The sequence below is a fragment of the uncultured Lentibacter sp. genome, assembly GCF_937123735.1.
Classification (GTDB): domain Bacteria; phylum Pseudomonadota; class Alphaproteobacteria; order Rhodobacterales; family Rhodobacteraceae; genus Lentibacter.
Genome location: NZ_CAKZKL010000026.1, coordinates 1 through 17,385 on the forward strand (window position 1 = coordinate 1; position 17,385 = coordinate 17,385).

The 17,385-nt window shown below is 56.6% G+C and carries 20 protein-coding genes and 1 pseudogene; 8 read left to right on the plus strand and 13 right to left on the minus strand.

The features are described from left to right. The 3 genes and pseudogenes from Q0478_RS06470 to hemJ all read right to left on the minus strand — a co-directional run. Positions 1-224, minus strand: a pseudogene (locus Q0478_RS06470) (tRNA uridine-5-carboxymethylaminomethyl(34) synthesis GTPase MnmE); the annotation flags it as partial. Positions 225-252: 28 nt separating this feature from the next. Beyond that, a complete protein-coding gene (gene rho, locus Q0478_RS06475) occupies positions 253-1,533 on the minus strand; it encodes a transcription termination factor Rho (RefSeq protein WP_298677338.1) in 1,281 nt (426 codons plus the stop codon). Positions 1,534-1,652: 119 nt separating this feature from the next. Further along, a complete protein-coding gene (hemJ, locus tag Q0478_RS06480; RefSeq protein ID WP_298677339.1) occupies positions 1,653-2,102 on the minus strand; it encodes a protoporphyrinogen oxidase HemJ in 450 nt (149 codons plus the stop codon). 401 nt (positions 2,103-2,503) lie between these two features. Between hemJ and Q0478_RS06485 the strand changes: the two genes are divergently transcribed. Genes Q0478_RS06485 through dnaQ form a run of 4 tightly spaced genes read left to right on the plus strand, consistent with a single transcriptional unit; the run spans position 2,504 to position 5,208 of the window. Next, entirely contained in the window at positions 2,504-3,103 is a 600-nt protein-coding gene (locus Q0478_RS06485) for a Maf family nucleotide pyrophosphatase (RefSeq protein WP_298677341.1), read from the plus strand. Continuing rightward, on the plus strand, positions 3,100-3,933 hold the full coding sequence (locus tag Q0478_RS06490; protein ID WP_298677342.1) for a shikimate dehydrogenase: 834 nt from the start codon (positions 3,100-3,102) through the stop codon (positions 3,931-3,933). The genes Q0478_RS06485 and Q0478_RS06490 overlap by 4 nt, the downstream gene beginning before the upstream one ends. Continuing rightward, positions 3,933-4,526, plus strand: coding sequence for a dephospho-CoA kinase (gene coaE, locus Q0478_RS06495; protein WP_298677344.1), 594 nt, complete (start codon positions 3,933-3,935; stop codon positions 4,524-4,526). The genes Q0478_RS06490 and coaE overlap by 1 nt, the downstream gene beginning before the upstream one ends. Continuing rightward, positions 4,519-5,208 (plus strand): DNA polymerase III subunit epsilon, encoded by a 690-nt coding sequence (dnaQ, locus tag Q0478_RS06500; RefSeq protein ID WP_298677346.1) that lies wholly within the window; start codon positions 4,519-4,521, stop codon positions 5,206-5,208. The genes coaE and dnaQ overlap by 8 nt, the downstream gene beginning before the upstream one ends. Positions 5,209-5,211: 3 nt before the next feature. Here dnaQ and secB read toward each other — a convergent pair whose 3' ends face one another. Both secB and Q0478_RS06510 read right to left on the minus strand, forming a co-directional pair. Further along, positions 5,212-5,709 carry a protein-export chaperone SecB gene (gene secB, locus Q0478_RS06505; RefSeq protein WP_298677348.1) on the minus strand — a complete coding sequence of 166 codons (498 nt, stop codon included), beginning with the start codon at positions 5,707-5,709 and terminating at the stop codon, positions 5,212-5,214. A gap of 127 nt (positions 5,710-5,836) precedes the next feature. Further along, the gene (locus tag Q0478_RS06510) at positions 5,837-6,307 is read right to left on the minus strand and encodes an FxsA family protein (RefSeq protein ID WP_298677350.1); all 471 of its coding nucleotides are present in this window, start codon (positions 6,305-6,307) and stop codon (positions 5,837-5,839) included. 105 nt (positions 6,308-6,412) lie between these two features. On the opposite strand from Q0478_RS06510, the gene Q0478_RS06515 reads away from it, so the two are divergent. Genes Q0478_RS06515 through Q0478_RS06525 form a run of 3 tightly spaced genes read left to right on the plus strand, consistent with a single transcriptional unit; the run spans position 6,413 to position 8,684 of the window. Continuing rightward, positions 6,413-7,069: a Tim44/TimA family putative adaptor protein gene (locus Q0478_RS06515; RefSeq protein ID WP_298677351.1), complete on the plus strand. Its 657-nt coding sequence runs from the start codon at positions 6,413-6,415 to the stop codon at positions 7,067-7,069. A 38-nt stretch (positions 7,070-7,107) separates the two neighbouring features. After that, positions 7,108-8,103 carry a murein transglycosylase A gene (locus Q0478_RS06520; RefSeq protein ID WP_298677353.1) on the plus strand — a complete coding sequence of 332 codons (996 nt, stop codon included), beginning with the start codon at positions 7,108-7,110 and terminating at the stop codon, positions 8,101-8,103. Next, positions 8,100-8,684 (plus strand): Smr/MutS family protein, encoded by a 585-nt coding sequence (locus Q0478_RS06525; RefSeq protein WP_298677355.1) that lies wholly within the window; start codon positions 8,100-8,102, stop codon positions 8,682-8,684. Before Q0478_RS06520 ends, Q0478_RS06525 begins: the two co-directional genes overlap by 4 nt. Position 8,685: 1 nt before the next feature. On the opposite strand, the gene rfbA is transcribed toward Q0478_RS06525, so the two are convergent. From rfbA to Q0478_RS06565, 8 genes are all read right to left on the minus strand, one after another. Next, complete coding sequence (rfbA, locus tag Q0478_RS06530; RefSeq protein WP_298677356.1) at positions 8,686-9,558, minus strand: glucose-1-phosphate thymidylyltransferase RfbA; 873 nt, start codon at positions 9,556-9,558, stop codon at positions 8,686-8,688. Then, the gene (gene rfbD / locus Q0478_RS06535; RefSeq protein WP_298677359.1) at positions 9,555-10,388 is read right to left on the minus strand and encodes a dTDP-4-dehydrorhamnose reductase; all 834 of its coding nucleotides are present in this window, start codon (positions 10,386-10,388) and stop codon (positions 9,555-9,557) included. Before rfbD ends, rfbA begins: the two co-directional genes overlap by 4 nt. Then, positions 10,385-11,422, minus strand: coding sequence for a dTDP-glucose 4,6-dehydratase (gene rfbB, locus Q0478_RS06540; RefSeq protein WP_298677361.1), 1,038 nt, complete (start codon positions 11,420-11,422; stop codon positions 10,385-10,387). The genes rfbD and rfbB overlap by 4 nt, the downstream gene beginning before the upstream one ends. Next, positions 11,419-11,979 carry a dTDP-4-dehydrorhamnose 3,5-epimerase gene (gene rfbC / locus Q0478_RS06545; RefSeq protein ID WP_298677364.1) on the minus strand — a complete coding sequence of 187 codons (561 nt, stop codon included), beginning with the start codon at positions 11,977-11,979 and terminating at the stop codon, positions 11,419-11,421. The genes rfbB and rfbC overlap by 4 nt, the downstream gene beginning before the upstream one ends. Before the next feature lie 3 nt (positions 11,980-11,982). Then, positions 11,983-12,807 (minus strand): 3-deoxy-8-phosphooctulonate synthase, encoded by an 825-nt coding sequence (gene kdsA, locus Q0478_RS06550; RefSeq protein WP_298677366.1) that lies wholly within the window; start codon positions 12,805-12,807, stop codon positions 11,983-11,985. Then, positions 12,804-13,595, minus strand: coding sequence for a 3-deoxy-manno-octulosonate cytidylyltransferase (locus tag Q0478_RS06555; RefSeq protein WP_298677369.1), 792 nt, complete (start codon positions 13,593-13,595; stop codon positions 12,804-12,806). Before Q0478_RS06555 ends, kdsA begins: the two co-directional genes overlap by 4 nt. Beyond that, positions 13,592-14,557 carry a KpsF/GutQ family sugar-phosphate isomerase gene (locus Q0478_RS06560; RefSeq protein WP_298677373.1) on the minus strand — a complete coding sequence of 322 codons (966 nt, stop codon included), beginning with the start codon at positions 14,555-14,557 and terminating at the stop codon, positions 13,592-13,594. The genes Q0478_RS06555 and Q0478_RS06560 overlap by 4 nt, the downstream gene beginning before the upstream one ends. An 85-nt stretch (positions 14,558-14,642) precedes the next feature. After that, positions 14,643-15,866, minus strand: coding sequence for an MFS transporter (locus tag Q0478_RS06565; protein ID WP_298677375.1), 1,224 nt, complete (start codon positions 15,864-15,866; stop codon positions 14,643-14,645). Between the two features lie 468 nt (positions 15,867-16,334). On the opposite strand from Q0478_RS06565, the gene Q0478_RS06570 reads away from it, so the two are divergent. Continuing rightward, positions 16,335-17,378 carry a succinylglutamate desuccinylase/aspartoacylase family protein gene (locus Q0478_RS06570; RefSeq protein ID WP_298677377.1) on the plus strand — a complete coding sequence of 348 codons (1,044 nt, stop codon included), beginning with the start codon at positions 16,335-16,337 and terminating at the stop codon, positions 17,376-17,378. Positions 17,379-17,385 lie beyond the last annotated feature (7 nt).

A 17,385-nucleotide genomic window follows, 5' to 3' on the forward strand; every position in this document is an offset into this window, starting at 1 on the left:
GTTTCTTCTCCGGTGAAGCTCGCTTTCTCGGGGAAACAGAGCACAAGCGCTTCGTCCAGTTTCTCACCAGCAGCGCTGTGCAACGCCCTGAGCCCGGCTTGCCTTGGCGCCGGCAAGGCTCCGCAAAGCGCCGATGCCGCCGAAAACGCTTGTGGCCCGGAAATCCGGACCACAGCCACGCCTGCCTTACCCGCTGCGGTGGCTTGGGCAAAAATCGTGCTCATTTTCATAACCCATTGTTTTAGAACATTTTTATGTGTTCATGGAGTCGAAGAATTCGCCATTTGTTTTGGTTTGCTTGAGCTTTCCAAGCAAGAATTCGATCGCATCTGTTGTGCCCATAGGGTTGAGAATCCGACGCAGAACGAAGGTTTTTTGCAGGTCTTTTGCCTCAACCAGCAGATCCTCTTTGCGGGTGCCAGATTTCAAAATATCCATAGCCGGGAAGACCCGCTTGTCTGCGACCTTGCGGTCAAGCACGATCTCAGAGTTGCCGGTGCCTTTGAATTCTTCAAAGATGACTTCATCCATGCGCGAGCCCGTATCAATCAGAGCGGTTGCGATGATTGTCAGAGAGCCGCCTTCTTCAATGTTGCGCGCGGCGCCAAAGAAGCGCTTGGGGCGCTGGAGCGCGTTGGCATCGACACCCCCTGTGAGAACCTTACCAGAAGATGGCACCGTGGTGTTGAAAGCGCGGCCAAGGCGGGTGATTGAATCCAGCAGAATGACCACATCACGCTTGTGCTCAACAAGGCGCTTGGCCTTCTCGATAACCATCTCGGAGACGGCGACGTGGCGTGTCGCTGGTTCGTCAAATGTGGAAGACACAACCTCGCCCTTCACAGAGCGCTGCATGTCTGTGACCTCCTCTGGGCGCTCATCTATCAGCAAGACGATGAGATAGCACTCAGGGTGGTTCTTTTCGATGCTGTGAGCGATATTCTGGAGCAAGACTGTTTTACCCGTGCGCGGCGGCGCAACGATAAGCGAGCGCTGGCCTTTGCCGATGGGGGCGACAAGATCAATGATCCGTGCAGATTTGTCTTTGATGGTGGGATCTTCGATCTCCATCTTCAACCGCTCGTCAGGGTAGAGTGGTGTCAGGTTATCAAAGGCAATTTTGTGACGCGCTTTTTCGGGCTCTTCAAAATTGATCTTGGTAACGTTTGTTAATGCAAAATAGCGCTCGTTGTCTTCGGGCTGTTTCAGGTGCCCTTCAATCGTATCGCCCGTGCGCAGCGAAAACTTGCGCAGAATTTCAGGAGAGACATAAATATCGTCAGGGCCGGGAAGATAATTGGCCTCGGGCGCGCGCAAGAAGCCAAATCCGTCTTGAAGCACTTCAAGCACCCCTTCACCGCCGATCATCCAACCTTCTTCGGCTCGCTCTTTGAGGATCGAGAACATGATCTCGCCCTTGCGCATGGTGGTCGCGTTTTCGATTTCCAGCTCTTCGGCCATTGTCACCAGTTCTTTTGGGTGCATGGCTTTCAGCTCGGCGAGGTGAAGCTGTTCTTGTGCGTCTTGTGTCATAGCATGGCCTTTACCCCCGATAACGGGAGATGTGTAAATTTTGAAATGGAAATACCTGTGGTCCCAGGACGGGCAGGCTTGCTGCTGGCATAGGCTGCGGGCTGCTCTGAGTCAATATTTTAGAATTTAACGACCACAGAAAGCACGATCACGATCATCAACACGGTGGGGAGCTCGTTCATCATCCGGTAGTGACGGCCAGAGGTTGTGTTGGTGCCATTGATGAAATCTTTACGTCTGTTTGCTAACCAATGGTGAAACCATGTCATAAGCAGCACGCTAGCGGCTTTTGTCCAGGGCCAGATCGAGGACCAATCAACAATACCTGGCGTGAACACAAGGAGAAGGCCAAATACCCATGTTGAAATCATTGCTGGGTTCATGATCAGCCGGAGCAGCTTGGCTTCCATCATTTGAAGAAGCACATCTTTCTCATCGCCGGGTGTGCTTTGCTCGGTGTGATGAACAAACAAACGTGGAAGATAAAACAGACCGGCCATCCAAGCCACGACAGACATGATATGGAAAGATTTGGTCCAAAGGTAAACTTCAGCGAGCAGGTCTGACATATCCACCATCCTTTCTCTCTCCCCTTATAAATAAATATAAAAGAAAGAAAGGTTGATGATGAAGTAGGCAAGGCCTTGCCTGTGGATTATCGAGTTATCCAAAGGGTTACTCAAGTGTTAACAAATAGCCGAAACACTGACTGAATCGGGCCCATAAGTTTAACAAGATATTGAAATTATGTATTTATTTACAAAATCATAGCCCGAGTCGCCTGTGGAGAATCTGTGTATGGATGAGCGACCTTTGTGTTTTGGCTGCTTTGAAGGTTACTCTTATCCCCTTGAGGTTTGTTTGATTGAAACCGCCTGAGAACCGGCAGTTTTCCTGAAATGGGGTGGCAGCGTTGATTGTGAGGGGATTTGTGCAGTAACTACTCCGAAAGATTAGCGGAGTTATCCACATGTCACGAGAAATCATTCTGGCTTCAGGCTCACATATCCGGGCCCAAATGCTCAAAAACGCTGGGATTGCCTTTGAGGTGGTCAAGCCACGCGTCGATGAAGACATGCTGAAAACCGCGCTGCAAGCAGAGGCCGCGAGCCCGCGCGACATCGCCGATGCACTGGCAGAGGCCAAAGCCCGGAAAATCGGTGGCAAGCATCTGGAAAAGCTTGTGATTGGATGTGACCAGGTTGTTGATTTTAATGGAAATATCTTATCAAAGCCTGAAAGCTTGGAAGAAGTTATTGCCCAGCTCCAAGCGCTGAAAGGCAAGCGCCATAGCCTGTTGTCTGCGGCGGTTATTTACCATGATGGTGCGCCGATCTGGCGGCATGTGGGGCAGGTTCGGCTTTATATGCGCGACATTTCGGACTCATTTCTGAAAGAATATGCGCAGCGCAACTGGCCGGACCTTCAAAGCTCTGTGGGTGGCTATAAATTGGAGAAAGAGGGCGTGCGCCTCTTCAGCAGGATCGAGGGAGATTATTTCACCGTTCTTGGCTTGCCGCTGTTGGAGATGATCAATTATTTAACCCTGTCAGGAGATCTGGACGGATGACGTTGGCAAAAATTCCTTTGGCGGGGGTTATCGGCTCTCCCATTGCGCATTCGAAATCACCGGCGTTGCACACCCATTGGTTGAAGTCTCTGGGGATCGCTGGACACTATGTGCCGCTGGATGTGGCGCAGGATGACCTTGAAAATGTGGTGAGAACACTCCCCAAAATGGGATTTGTAGGGGCCAATGTGACCGTGCCTTACAAAGAACAGGTCATGTCGATGGCGGATCTTGTGACAGATCGGGCGGCTTTGATTGGGTCGGCCAATACATTGATCTTCCGTAAAGACGGGAAGATCCATGCCGACAACACGGATGGCTATGGCTTTATTCAGAATTTGCGCCAGAAAGCGCCCGACTGGAACCCGAAAGCCGGGCCAGCGGCTGTTTTGGGGGCGGGCGGTGCGGCCCGCGCCGTTATTGCGGCGTTGTTGGATGCGGGCGTGCCAGAGATCTTGCTTTCAAACAGAACCAAGCCCCGGGCCGAGCAGCTGCGGGCTGATTTCGGGCAGCGCTTGACGGTGGTGGATTGGGTGCAGGCAGGCAACATGCTTGAAGAAGCCACAACCGTTGTGAACACAACATCGCTTGGGATGGTGGGTAAGCCAGCTTTGCGCGTGCCGTTGGACGGATTGCAAAAGGGCGCCTTGGTGACGGACCTTGTCTATGCGCCGCTCGTCACAGATTTCCTCAACACGGCCAATCAGGCGGGATGCATCACAGTGGACGGGCTTGGCATGTTGCTGCATCAGGCTGTGCCCGCTTTTGAGCGCTGGTTTGGTGTGCGCCCCGAGGTGACGAACGAAACACGCACTGCGGTGTTGCGGTAATGGCTGTTTGGTTGGGGCTGACCGGCTCGATTGGTATGGGAAAGTCGAGCACGGCCAAGCTGTTTGCGGCGGAGGGATGCGCTGTCTGGGACGCGGACGCGGCGGTGCATAGGCTTTATGCCAAAGGCGGTGCAGCTGTTGAGCCAATGGCGCAGGCTTTTCCTGCGGCGGTGGTGAACGGCGAAGTATCACGTCAGAAGCTTAAAGACATTCTGTCACAGAGGCCCGAGAGCCTGAAAAAGATAGAAGCGATCGTCCATCCGCTTGTGGCAAAAGACCGGTCCAGCTTTGCAGAACAGGCGCGCGCCGATATTATCGTGTTCGATATTCCCTTGCTGTTTGAGGGGGGCAATGCAGCGCAGATGGATGTTGTGGTTGTTGTGAGCGTTGATGCAGCCACGCAACGCGCCCGTGTGCTTGAGCGCGGCACCATGACAGAAGCGCAGTTTGACATGATCTTGGCAAAGCAGATGCCAGATGTGGAAAAACGCGCGCGCGCAGACTATGTTGTGCAAACAGATACGCCAGAAAGCGCTGCGGCACAGGTGAAGGCGATCCTACAGAAAATCAGGGCAGGTATGAGCAATGCGTGAGATCGTTCTCGATACGGAAACAACAGGCTTTGAGCCCATGCAGGGCGACCGGATTGTTGAGATCGGAGCGGTGGAGCTGATCAACCATATGCCCACGGGGCGCACCTATCATCAATATATCAACCCGGAACGCGGGATGCCTCAAGAAGCATTTGAGGTGCATGGGCTGGGAGACGAATTTCTGGCGGACAAGCCGAAATTTGCCCAAATCGGGCAGGCGTTTCTTGATTTTATTCAAGACTCTACGTTGGTTATCCATAATGCTGCCTTTGACATGAAATTTCTCAATGCAGAGCTCAAATGGATGAATGCCCCGCAGATTCCGATGAGTCAGGCGTTGGATACGCTCGATATTGCGCGCAAGAAATTTCCCGGTTCACCCGCCTCTCTGGACGCGCTTTGCCGACGGTTCAATATTGATAACTCGTCACGCACGCTTCATGGGGCTTTGCTGGATTCTGAAATTCTTGCGGAAGTTTATCTTGAGTTGATTGGCGGCAAACAACCAGATTTTGCGCTCTCCAGCCATGTTCAAAACGCGGTTGAAACCGGTGCCGTGAGCTGGCGTGCGCAGCCGCGCAAGGCGCCTCTGCCATCCAGGATTACCGAGCAGGAAGCCGCCGCCCATGACGCATTTGTCGAAAGTTTGGGCGACGGCGCTCTCTGGAAGAAACTGGGCTAGTTTTCAGGATACCAGATCGGGTTTTTCGGCGGCCTGACGGCGCAGAAGCTCTTGCCGATAAAGCGCCATGAAGTCGATTGTTTCGAGATTGAGAGGCGGGAAGCCGCCATCTCGCGTGACATCTGAAACAATGCGCCGCAGGAACGGGAAGAGCAGGCGTGGGCACTCGATCAGAAGGAAAGGGTGCAGCTGATCTTCTGGAACGCCCTCGATGTTGAAAATCCCGACATAGTCGATTTCCAAGAGAAACAGTTTCTCAGAGGTGTTTTCCTTGTTTACGGAGGTTACGATCAGCTTGATCGCCACCTCATACTGATGCTCGGGCGAGCGCTTTTTTGCGTCGAGGTTTACTTGCACGTTTACATCGGGTGTGACTTCGCCCTGAACGCCCTTCTGGGCCAGAATATTCTCAAAGGACAGGTCGCGGATAAACTGGTTGAGGACATTCATTTTAACTTGGGGTGCTTCAGAAGCTGTTTCAGCAGCGCCATTCTCGGCCATTTTTTTCTCCTAAAAATAATCTTGAAAGAGCCTTAGCAAGAAGGCGCGGTGGCCTCAATGCCCACTGGTGAAAAGCAAGGTGGGCTTGAGGCGGTTTGACGGGGGATGAACCTCACTCTGCTGGGCTTTAGTGTTTTGTCCAGCCAGAGGGCGCATGTGTTGGGCGTTTGACTTCGCGATATTCGGCGTCGATGATATCATCGTTTGTTGTGGGCCCCGTTTGGCTTTGGTGCGGGTTTTGAAATGTCTGAACCGTGACGCGCGCGCGCAGGTAGGCAAACACAGCCTGACGCACGGCGGGGATGAGCAGCGCAAAGCCCAGCGCATCGGTGAAGAACCCCGGTGTGAGCAACAGCGCACCGGAAAAGAGGATCATGGCGCCATGGGCCAGTGGCTCTGTCGGGTCTCGCAAATCACTGAAAGAGCTGCGCAGATTGTTGAGCGCCAGGGCGCCTTGGGTGCGCAGCAGGCGGGTTCCCAAAAAGGCGGTCAAGACAACAATCAGCAGGGTCGGCCAAAGCCCTATCGCTCCACCAACCTCAATAAAGAGCGCAATTTCGATGAGCGGCACGGCAATAAACGCGATTAACAGCCACATATTGTTGATCTCCTGCAATTCGGTGGGCGTAGTAGACTTGATCGCGCCCATAACCTACATAGGTGCAGATAGCGCCTTTTGCCACGCTCACTTAATGAGGTTTCCATGAATTCGCCTATTCTCCAGCTTGTTGTCCTTGCGGGGATCGCCATTTTTCTTATTTTGCGGCTGCGCAGCGTCTTGGGAACCCGCGAGGGTTATGAAACGCCACAAGTGCCGCCTGCCGGGCTTGAGAGGGGCCAGCGCAAATTCGAGGTGATCGAAGGGGGCCCGGATGAAGATATTCTCGACCACGCTGAAGAGGGCAGTGACATTGCCAAAGCGCTTTCGCGGATGAAACAGCGAGAGCCCTCTTTTGGGGTGGGCACCTTCTTGTCGGGGGCGCGTGGCGCTTATGAGATGATCCTGATGGGCTTTGAGCGGGGCGCTATGGATGAGATCAAACCCTTCCTGTCGGAGGAGGTTTTCGAGGCATTTTCAGAGGGCGTCGCGGCGCGCGCGGCGCAGGGTCTGACCGTCGAGGCAGAGTTTGTGGGCATTCGCGAACTTGCCATTCATGCAGCAGATTTTCATGAAGCCAGCGGGATAGCCGAGATTTCTGTGAAATTTGTTGGCGAGTTGACCTCGGTTGTGCGAGATACTGACGGCGAGATAGTTGAAGGTGAGGAAGGCAAGGTCAAAACCCAGAAAGATATCTGGACGTTCGAGCGCGAAATGGGCGTGAATGATCCGAACTGGATTTTGGTTGCCACGGGTGAATGAAGCGATTTCTTTTAGCGGCGATATTGGCTGGGCTTACCATGACCAGAGCAGCAGATGCCGCAGAAGAGATACGGCACCGTATAGTAGATTTTTCTGATCTGGATGGCTGGCATGAGGATGATCATGCTGCGGCGCTGAGCGTTTTTCTGAACACTTGCGCAGATATGAAAACCCTCGAATGGCGCAGCCTGTGTCGTGCCGCTGCCGAGCAGAAAAACGCCAAGGCGTTTTTTGAGCTCTTTTTCCGCCCGGTCGAGATCAGCGATGGGAAGCCCATGCTTTTTACCGGTTATTTCGAACCCGAGCTGAGCGGGGATATAAAACCGTCTGCACGCTACCGTTTCCCTGTTTATCGCCAACCCCCCGAAGCCCGCGACGGCCGGTTTCTCAGCCGGCGCGAGATTGAGGAAACAAATGTGCTGGCCGGCCGTGGCCTTGAGATTGCCTGGGTGGACGATGCTGTGGAGCTGTTCTTTTTGCAGGTGCAGGGCTCGGGCCGGATCAAGCTGCCGGACGGGCGCTTTATCCGTGTTGGTTATGGTGGCAAAAATGGCCATGAATACCGCTCTGTCGGGCGAGAGCTTGTGCGGCGCGGGGTTTACAACGTCCACCAAGTTTCGGCGCAGGTGATCAAGAATTGGGTGCGGCGCAACCCTGTTGAAGGGCTGGAGCTGTTGCGGCACAACCCGTCTTATGTCTTTTTTCGGGAGGTCAATGAGGTTCCAGCCGAGTTGGGGCCGCTGGGCGCCATGAACCGCTCAATCACCACATTGCGCTCTATTGCTGTTGATCCACGCTATACGCCCTTGGGCGCGCCGGTTTGGGTTGAAAAAGACGGGGAGAGCAAGATCCGCAGTCTGATGATTGCTCAGGACACAGGTTCGGCGATCAAGGGGGCGCAACGGGCTGATATTTTCTTTGGCACAGGGGATGCGGCGGGCCGTGAAGCAGGCCGCCTGAAAGACCCTGGCCGGATGGTTGTTTTGATGCCGATCCAGACGGCTTATGCGCATTTGCCCGTGGATGCGCAATGAGCCGCCGCAAGCTGCATAAGGACGAGCTGGAGCTTTGGGGGAAGGTTGCCGAAACGGCGGTGCCCATGCACCCCAAGCGCCGTAAGCCCCAAGAAGCGCTGCGCAACGCCATGCCTGTGGTTAAGCGGGCGCGAGAGCCAATTGCTCCGTTTGAAATGAGCACCAGTGCCAAAGAGTATCGGCCTGCAATTGATGTGCTGCCCGATATACGCGAGCGTGTGGCCAAAGCGCCTGTGCAGATGGACAAGAAAGCTCATGGCAGGCTCAAACAAGGCAAGCTGAAGCCCGAGGCAAAGATTGACTTGCACGGGATGACGCTGGATCAGGCGCATCCGCGGCTGACGGCGTTTATCATGAAAGCTTACCAGACCCAAAAACGGCTTGTGTTGGTTGTGACCGGGAAGGGAAAGCTGCGCGATGATGGGGGGCCCATTCCTGTGCGGTTCGGGGTGCTGCGCCATCAGGTTCCACAATGGTTGAGCACACCACCTTTGGCGCAACTTGTTTTGCAAGTAACAGAGGCCCATTTGCGCCATGGCGGTGGCGGGGCCTATTACGTTTACTTGCGCCGCCAGCGCTGAGCTATTTCAGCAGGTTGAGCAGATATTGTCCGTAGGAGTTTTTGGCGAAGCCCTCGGCGCGGCTGCGCAGCTCTTCGGCTGTGATCCAGCCTTTCGAGTAGGCGATTTCTTCGGGGCTACCCACTTGCAGGCCCTGCCGCTCGGAGAGCGTGCGCACAAAATTCCCTGCATCAAGCAGCGAACCATGTGTGCCCGTATCGAGCCAGGCATAGCCACGGCCCATTTGCTGCACGTTGAGCAAGCCTTCGGCCAGATAGCTTTCAAGCAGCGAGGTGATTTCCAGCTCGCCGCGCGCGGAGGGCTGCACGTTGGCGGCGCGCTCGGGGGCTGAGCCATCGAGAAAGTAGAGGCCTGTGACAGCATGGTTTGAGGGCGGGACCTCGGGCTTCTCGATGATTGATTTGACTGTGCCGTCTTGCGCAAAATCAACAACGCCATAGCGCTCAGGATCGGCAACGCGGTAACCAAAAACTGTGCCACCTGTTTCTATCGTGTCGGCGGCGGCGAGCACCTCTGGCAAGCCGTGGCCGAAAAAGATGTTATCGCCCAAAATCATTGCGCTGGGCGCCCCAGCGAGGAAGTCTTTTGCCAGCAGGTAGGCTTGGGCCAGCCCGTCTGGCGAAGGCTGGGTGATATAGGTGAGCGAGAGGCCCCATTGCGATCCGTTGCCAAGCGTACGCTGGAACTGATCCTGATCTTGTGGGGTTGTGATGATCGCGATCTCGCGGATTCCGCCGAACATGAGAACAGACAGCGGATAGTAGATCATCGGCTTATCGTAGATCGGTAAGAGCTGTTTTGAAACGCCCATTGTGATCGGATAGAGCCGTGTGCCCGATCCGCCTGCGAGGATAATCCCTTTGCGTGTGTTCATGTCAGCTTTCTAATTACCATGTTTAACTCGTTACGCCATTTGGGTTGACTAATCGTGAAATCTGACAGGAGTGAGGCACAATCCAGCCGAGAATTGAGCGGGCGTTTTGCTGGCGTGGGGAAGTCTGCTGTTGTAATCTCTTGGACTGTTACCGCGCGGCCCGCTTGGGCAAAGATCTCTCGGGCGAAACCGGCCCAGCTTGTCTCGGGTGCGCCAGAAAAATGGTAGGTTCCGCTTGTTGAGATATTTCTGGAGAGGTGAGCGCAGGCCTCTGCAATGGCGGAGGCGGGTGTTGGGCCGCCGATTTGGTCGGCCACGATGCTGAGCGTATCGCGCGTTTCTGAAAGGCGCAGCATGGTTTTGACGAAGTTGTTGCCATGCGCTGAAAACACCCATGAGGTGCGCAGGATTGCATGGAGCGCGCCGCTTGCGCGGATGGCTTCTTCGCCCGCAAGCTTGCTGCGGCCATAGGCATTGAGAGGTGCGGTGTCGGCATCTGGCGTGCGGGGCGTGTCACCGCTGCCGTCAAAGACATAATCTGTCGAGATGTGAATGAGTGCGATACCAAGGCTGGCGCAGGCGCGGGCCATGGCGGCGGGGGCCTGCGCGTTGATTGTGTGCGCCAGCGCCTCCTCCTCTTCGGCGCGGTCAACGGCTGTGTAGGCGGCAGCATTGATCACGGCGCGGGGCTTTGCGGCAAGGATGGCTGCGGCGCAGGTTTCGGGCTTGCTCAGATCGGCTTCGGCGCGGCTGAGGTAGGTATAGTTGGGGTGGATGCGTTGAAGCTCCATCGCGACTTGCCCGCTTTTGCCGAAGACGAGAACGCTCATCCTGTTCCGAGCCTTTCGCCCACGCCCTGCCGCGCCAGAAGAGGCTGCCACCACGCCTCGTTTTCCAGATACCAGCGCACGGTTTTTTCCAAGCCTTCTTCGACAGTCACCGAAGGCCGCCAGCCGAGCTCGTCGCGGATGCGTGACGGGTCAATCGCATAACGCAAGTCATGCCCGGGGCGGTCTGTGACAAATTCGATGAGTTCGGCATAGGGCTTGGAAGCGGGTTTGAGCCTATCGAGGATCGAGCAGATCGTCTGAACCAGAGCGAGATTGCTGCGCTCGTTTTCGCCGCCGATGTTGTAGCTGCGGCCCAACCGGCCCTTCTCAAGCACCAGCAAAAGCGCGTCGGCGTGATCTTCGACATAGAGCCAGTCGCGCACATTTTCGCCTTTGCCGTAGATCGGGATCGGACGGCCATGAAGCGCGTTGAGGATCACCACTGGAATGAGCTTTTCGGGGAAGTGGTAGGGGCCGTAATTGTTGGAGCAATTTGTGAGCACCACAGGCAGGCCGTAGGTTTCGGCCCAAGCGCGGACGAGGTGGTCACTGCTGGCTTTGGAGGCCGAATAGGGCGAGCGCGGGTCATAGGGGGTTTCTTCGGTAAACTGGCCGGTTGCGCCGAGCGAGCCGAAGACCTCATCTGTCGAGATATGATGAAAGCGGAAGCTGTCTGGTTTGCCTTGGCTCTCCCAGTGGCCGCGCGCGGCCTGGAGCATGTTATACGTGCCCATGACGTTGGTTTCGATGAAAGCCTGCGGGCCATCAATGCTGCGGTCAACATGGCTCTCGGCCGCGAGATGCATCACGGCATCGGGTTTATGTTGGGCAAAAACAGTCTCTAACTTGGCCAAATCGCGGATATCGGCATGTTCGAATGTATAGAGCGGGCTGTCAGCCACGCTGGCGACATTTTCAAGGCAGCCGGCATAGGTGAGCGCGTCGAGGTTGATGACCTCGTGGCCACGCGATACGGCGAGGCGCACCACGGCCGAGCCGATAAAGCCAGCGCCACCTGTGACGAGAAGCTTCATGCCGCACCCTCCCATGTGAAGGGGCTGCTAAACTTTGCAAAGGGGGTTGCTGCGGCGTCTTTGGCGCTCAACTCCGGTCTGCCGTCAAAGCCCCAATCAACCCCGCAGCTGCTCCACAAAATTGCGCCATCGGCCTCGGGCGAATAGTAGGCGTTGCACTTGTAGATGATCTCGGTGTCAGGCGTGCGGGTGATGAAGCCGTGGGCGAAGCCTTCGGGGATGAAGAGCTGTTTGCCATTGTCAAAGCTGAGCTCAACACCAACCCATTTCCCGTAGCTGGGAGAGCCTTTGCGGATATCGAGGGCCACGTCAAAGAGCGCCCCGCGCCCGCAGCGCACCAGCTTGGCCTGCGCATGAGGAGGAGCCTGAAAGTGCAGCCCACGCACCGTGCCAATGGCTGAAGACAGCGAGTGATTGTCTTGCACGAAATCCACGCTGATACCGTGTTTCTCCATGCGCGCCTTGTTCCAGCTTTCCGAGAAAAACCCGCGTGCGTCGCCGTGGCGGGCTGGCTCCAGAATGAGCACGTCGGGGAGGGCTGTTGGCGTCACCTTCATGCGCTAGGCTTCTTTGCTGATCGCATCATAGCGAGTGAGAGTGCCGATAAGAGCTTGCATCTGATCTATGGGGATCATGTTCGGGCCGTCGCTTGGGGCGTTGTCGGGGTCTTCATGCGTTTCGATGAAAAGCGCCGAAACACCGACCGCCACCGCCGCTCGGGCCAGCACAGGGGCAAACTCACGTTGGCCGCCCGATGTTGTGCCGTGGCCACCTGGCTGCTGGACAGAGTGGGTTGCATCAAACACCACGGGGTAGCCCGTGGCGGCCATTGTTGGCAGGCCCCGGAAATCTGACACAAGCGTGTTATAGCCAAAGCTTGTGCCGCGGTCGCAAAGCATGATCCGCGCGTTGCCTGTGCTGGCGATTTTTTCGGCGACATTGCCCATATCCCAAGGCGCGAGGAACTGGCCTTTTTTCACGTTGATCGCAGCGCCTGTTTCGCCCGCTGCAAGCAGCAGGTCTGTCTGGCGGCAGAGAAATGCGGGGATCTGGAGCACATCGACAGCCTCGGCAGCGGGCGCACAATGATCTGGCAGGTGCACATCGGTGAGCACAGGACAGCCGAACTCCTCGCGGATTTTGGACAGGATCGAGAGGCCCTCATCCATGCCGAGGCCCCGCTTTGTGCTGATGGAAGAGCGGTTGGCCTTGTCATAGCTAGCCTTGAAGATGAAGCCTGTGCCGGTGGGCGCGCAGGCCTCGGCAATACGTTCGGCCATCATGCGGGCATGATCGAGGCTTTCAAGCTGGCAGGGGCCGGTGATAAGCGCAAAGGGGGCGCTGCCACCGATCTTGATGCCTTGAATGTCGAGTGTCTTTGTCATTGCTCTGCCAATACCTTTTCTATGCGGGCCACGTCTTCGGGGTTGTTCAGCTCCCAGAAGAGCCGGCCACGCGCTTCTACCTCAACACATTTCACAGCAGTGCCATTGTATAAAAAGCGCAGTTGCTCCAGCCCTTCAAGCTTTTCCAACTGGCACTCGGGCCAAGAGATATAGGCTTTGAGCGCTTCGGGGCGGTAGGCGTAGACGCCAACATGATGATAAACGGGGATATTTTCGGAGGGCACTTTGCCTGCGTCGATATAGGGCAGCACCTCTTTTGAGAAATAGATCGCGCGGCCATTGGCGCCAAACACCGCTGTGGTTCCGCCGACACGGCCAGCGGCGCGGTCTTCCTTGAACATGGCGTAGGTCTGGGCATCACACTGCAAAACCGGCGTCGCCATTTGGGCTGTTGCATCGGCCTTCATCGCGGCGATCAGATCTTCCACAAACCACGGCGGTGTGAGGGGGGCATCGCCCTGAAAGTTGACAATCAGATCGGCGTCAAGCCCAGCCAATTCGACAGCCTCGGCCACACGGGCGGTTCCGTTCTCGCGCGCGGGGCTTGTCATGATCACCTGTGCGCCAAACTCCTCGGAAGCTTCGCGGATGCGCGCATCATCGGTCACAACGTAAACCTCGGCCACCCCAGCGATTTGCGAGGCCGCCTCATAGCTCATCTGGATCAGGGATTTCTCACTGCCGTCTTTTTGGCGAAGGGTTGCCAGCGGCTTGCCCGGATAGCGCGTCGAGGCGTAGCGAGCGGGGATGAGGACAACGGTTTTCATGCAACACCTGCGCGCAGAAGATCGTGAATATGAACAATGCCGATAGGGCGCTTGGCCTCGTCAACCACCATGAGCACAGAGATTTTGCGCGCGTTCAGAATGGCCAGCGCCTTGGCAGCAAAGAGATCGGGGGTGACTGTGACTGGGTCAATCGAGGCGATTTCTGCGGCGGTCTTTTCCATCAGGTTGCCCATATGGCGGCGTAAGTCCCCGTCGGAGATAACGCCGATAAGCGCGCCGTCTTTAACCACGCCGGTGATGCCAAAGCCCTTGGATGTCATTGAAAGAAGCACGTCAGGCATGGGTGTGTCTGCCCCGACGGTCGGAACTTTTTCTCCCTTGTGCATCAGCTCGGACACGCGCGAAAGCTGCGCACCAAGCTTGCCTCCAGGGTGGTTCTTGAGGAAGTCATCAGAGTCAAATCCGCGCGCTTCCATGACGGCAACCGCGAGCGCATCACCCATTGCCAGTGTGAGGGTTGTCGAGGTTGTCGGCGCCATGCCGATGGCGCAGGCCTCGGGCAGATCGGGCAGGGTCAGCTTGTAATCGGCCGATTGCAAAAGCGTGCTGTTGCCCTTTGAGGACATGCCAATCAACGGGATGTTGAAGCGGCGTGTGTGCAAGAGAATATCGCGCAATTCTTGCGTCTCGCCGGAATTGGAAATGAGAACAACGATGTCTTGGTCGGTGATCATACCAAGGTCGCCGTGGCTGGCTTCAGAGGCGTGAACAAAATAGGAGGGGGTGCCTGTGCTGGCGAGGGTTGCCGAGATTTTGCGCCCGATGTGGCCAGATTTTCCGACACCGGAAATGATGACACGGCCGGTTGTATTGAGGATGAGCTCAACAACGTCGCTGAAGCTTTCGGGAAGATGTTTGACCATTTCCAGAATGGCGTTTGCCTCTGTTGTCAGAACGCGCCGTGCCGAGAGGATTGCGGGGGTATCTTTCAGGTCGGTCATTGTCGTCCTTGGCTCTGTGGCGCAGCGCTGTGCAGGGCCGCTCTGACTAGGTTCTTAGCTGGCAAAAGCCTTAATAACAAGCGTTCTAGGCCCTGGGAGGCAGCAATGTTGCCGCCTTTCGAACTCCGAAAAACAAGAGCGCCGTTGCCCCGAGGAAGTAGACGGAGACAGCCGTATATTGGGCCTCAAGGCCGATGCCCGCGTCGATCGCCCAGCCTGTGAGGCCCGGCCCGATGGCCGAGCCAAGCACCATAACAGCGGCGGCCATGGCCTTGATCGCGCCGATAGAGCCGGTGCCATAAAACTCTGCCCAAAAGGCATTGGGGAGGGTTGCATTGGCACCGGATGTGAGGCCGAAAAGCACAAAGCCAAGCAGCAAGCCTCCTGTTCCCGTGCCAAGGCCGAAAACAAGGAAGGCTGCAACGGCTGGGAGATACATAAAGACGATGAGTCGGGGTGTGCCGAAGCGGTCAAGCGCCCAGCCGGAGAGCACCATAGAACAGGTTGTGACCGCCGTGTAGACAGGGAACATGGCAACGAACGTGAGGTGGGAGATGTCCTTGATTTCAGAGAAATGCACCTGATGAAACATGAGTGCTGTGCCGAATGCTGAGGGGCCGAGGATGCTCGGAACCATAACCCAGAAGAGCCAATGAGACATGGCCTGATTGCGCGTCCAGTGGCGTTTGTTCATTCCCAGAGATTGGGAGGATTTGGCCATGGATTGCGGTGTGCGCTCTTCGCGTAACAGGCTGATGAGAATAGGAATTCCGAGCAACGCAACGAGGCCTGCAGCGCCCCAGAGAAGCCGCCAGTCATACATCGTGAGGAGCGCCACAAAGAGCAGCGGCAGCACAGCTTCGCCCGCCGAAAAGCCGAGCGTGGCGATGGAGAGGGCGCGGCCGCGGGTTTGGGTGAACCAGCGGGCCATGGCGACGACGGCGATGTGGCTGCTCATCCCCTGACCTGTGAGGCGCAGGGCAAATATCACGGCGGGTAAAAGCCATGCGGCATGGTTGGTGGCCATGAAGGCGCAGGCCGACGCGAGCAAAACCAGCACAACGGGGCCAAGCGTGCGGACGCGAAAATGGTCGGTCAGCCCGCCGGCCCAGACCATGACAATGGCAGAAGCCAAAGTGCCAAGAGCATAAATTCCGCCCCATTCCCCGTGACTTAGCCCGAACTCGGCCCGAATTTCACCAGCGAAAATCGAGATAAAAAACGTCTGCCCGAAGCTCGACATAAAAGTGAGCAACGCGCCCGCTGCGAGCCAGCGGATGTTGAGCCGAAGAAAAGAAACCGTATCCATCCGCCAGACTTTGCCAATACGCACAGGAATGAAAACCCCAAATCGCCCGACCAGCGCACGGTGGGGTTAACGCCCGCCAAACCCGCCCGAAACAGAGGGGTGATATGCGTGCACAACCCGTGCACCCTGCGTGCACCGGGTAAAGGTTAATTTTTGGGGAGAAATTTGGTTAACGGGGCGTTCGGAGGGGGGGGTGGTATGGCTAAAGGTCCATTATCGATCTTCACAAACCAGAAGCGAACGGCAGCTTCGGGCTCGCATTGGACATCTATTTGACGCGTCGGGCCGGTTAACAGCCGCGCAGCGGCCCGGCCACCCTTTGCCTGACAGGTGATTTACAAAGCCACCAATGATCTATGCCGCGCCACATTCGGTGCGCAGTGAATGCGCACCCTACGGGGGTGCTCTGGGAATTGACTTCGGCTGCAAACCTGCGACAGCTTTGGCCGGAGTGTAGAGGGGCAGGGCATGAGCAAGCGGGACGGTTTTGAGATTGCGGGGGAGGTTGTGGCGGCGGGGGAGCGGCGGACGGTGCATATTCCTGTCAGCACCTTGTCAGACCACACGCCTGTGACCCTTTCGGCGCATGTGTTGCATGGGAAGAAAGACGGGCCGGTTGTTTTTGTGTCGGCGGGGATACATGGCGACGAGGTGATCGGGGTTGAGATTGTGCGGCGGTTGTTGCGCGCCAAGAACCTTGTGAAGCTGAGCGGCACGCTGATTGTTGTGCCGATTGTGAACACCTTCGGCTTTCTCAACCACTCGCGGTATTTGCCTGACAGGCGCGACCTGAACCGCTGTTTTCCCGGCTCGCCCAACGGCTCGCTCGCTTCGCGGCTGGCGGATATTTTCATGAGCGAGGTTGTGGCGCGCTGCTCTCTCGGGATTGATCTGCATTCGGCGGCTATTCACCGCGTGAACCTGCCGCAGGTGCGGGTCTCGGCAAAGAACCGCGAGACCATGCGGCTGGCCGAAGTGTTTGGCGCGCCGGTGATTTTAACCAGCGGTTTGCGCGAGGGGAGCCTGCGGCAGGAGGCGCAGAAACGCGGTGTTGATGTGTTGCTTTATGAGGCGGGCGAGGGGATGCGCTTTGACGAGATGTCGGTGCGGGCCGGGCTTGCGGGGATCTTGCGGGTTTTGAATGCAGTTGGGGTGCTTCCGTCTGCCGGGATTGCCAAGCCCAAGGCGCAGTCATTGCTATGTGCGGACAGCCATTGGCAGCGCGCTCCGGCGGGCGGGCTCTTGAGGGTGTTCAAGGGCGAGGGCGATGTTGTGCAGGCTGGTGAGGTTGTGGCGGCGATCTCTGATCCGTTTGGCGAGCGGGAGATTGAGGTGACGACAAAATACAGCGGCATTATCGTGGGCCGGGCTGTGATGCCGGTGGTGCATGAAGGGGACGCGCTGTTTCATATTGCGGCGGTGAAATCGACCGATCTGGCCGAGGCGGCCATGGACGATCTCACCACGCAGCTTGAAGAGGCGGCGCTGTTTGACGAGGATGAGATTATTTGAGCTACCA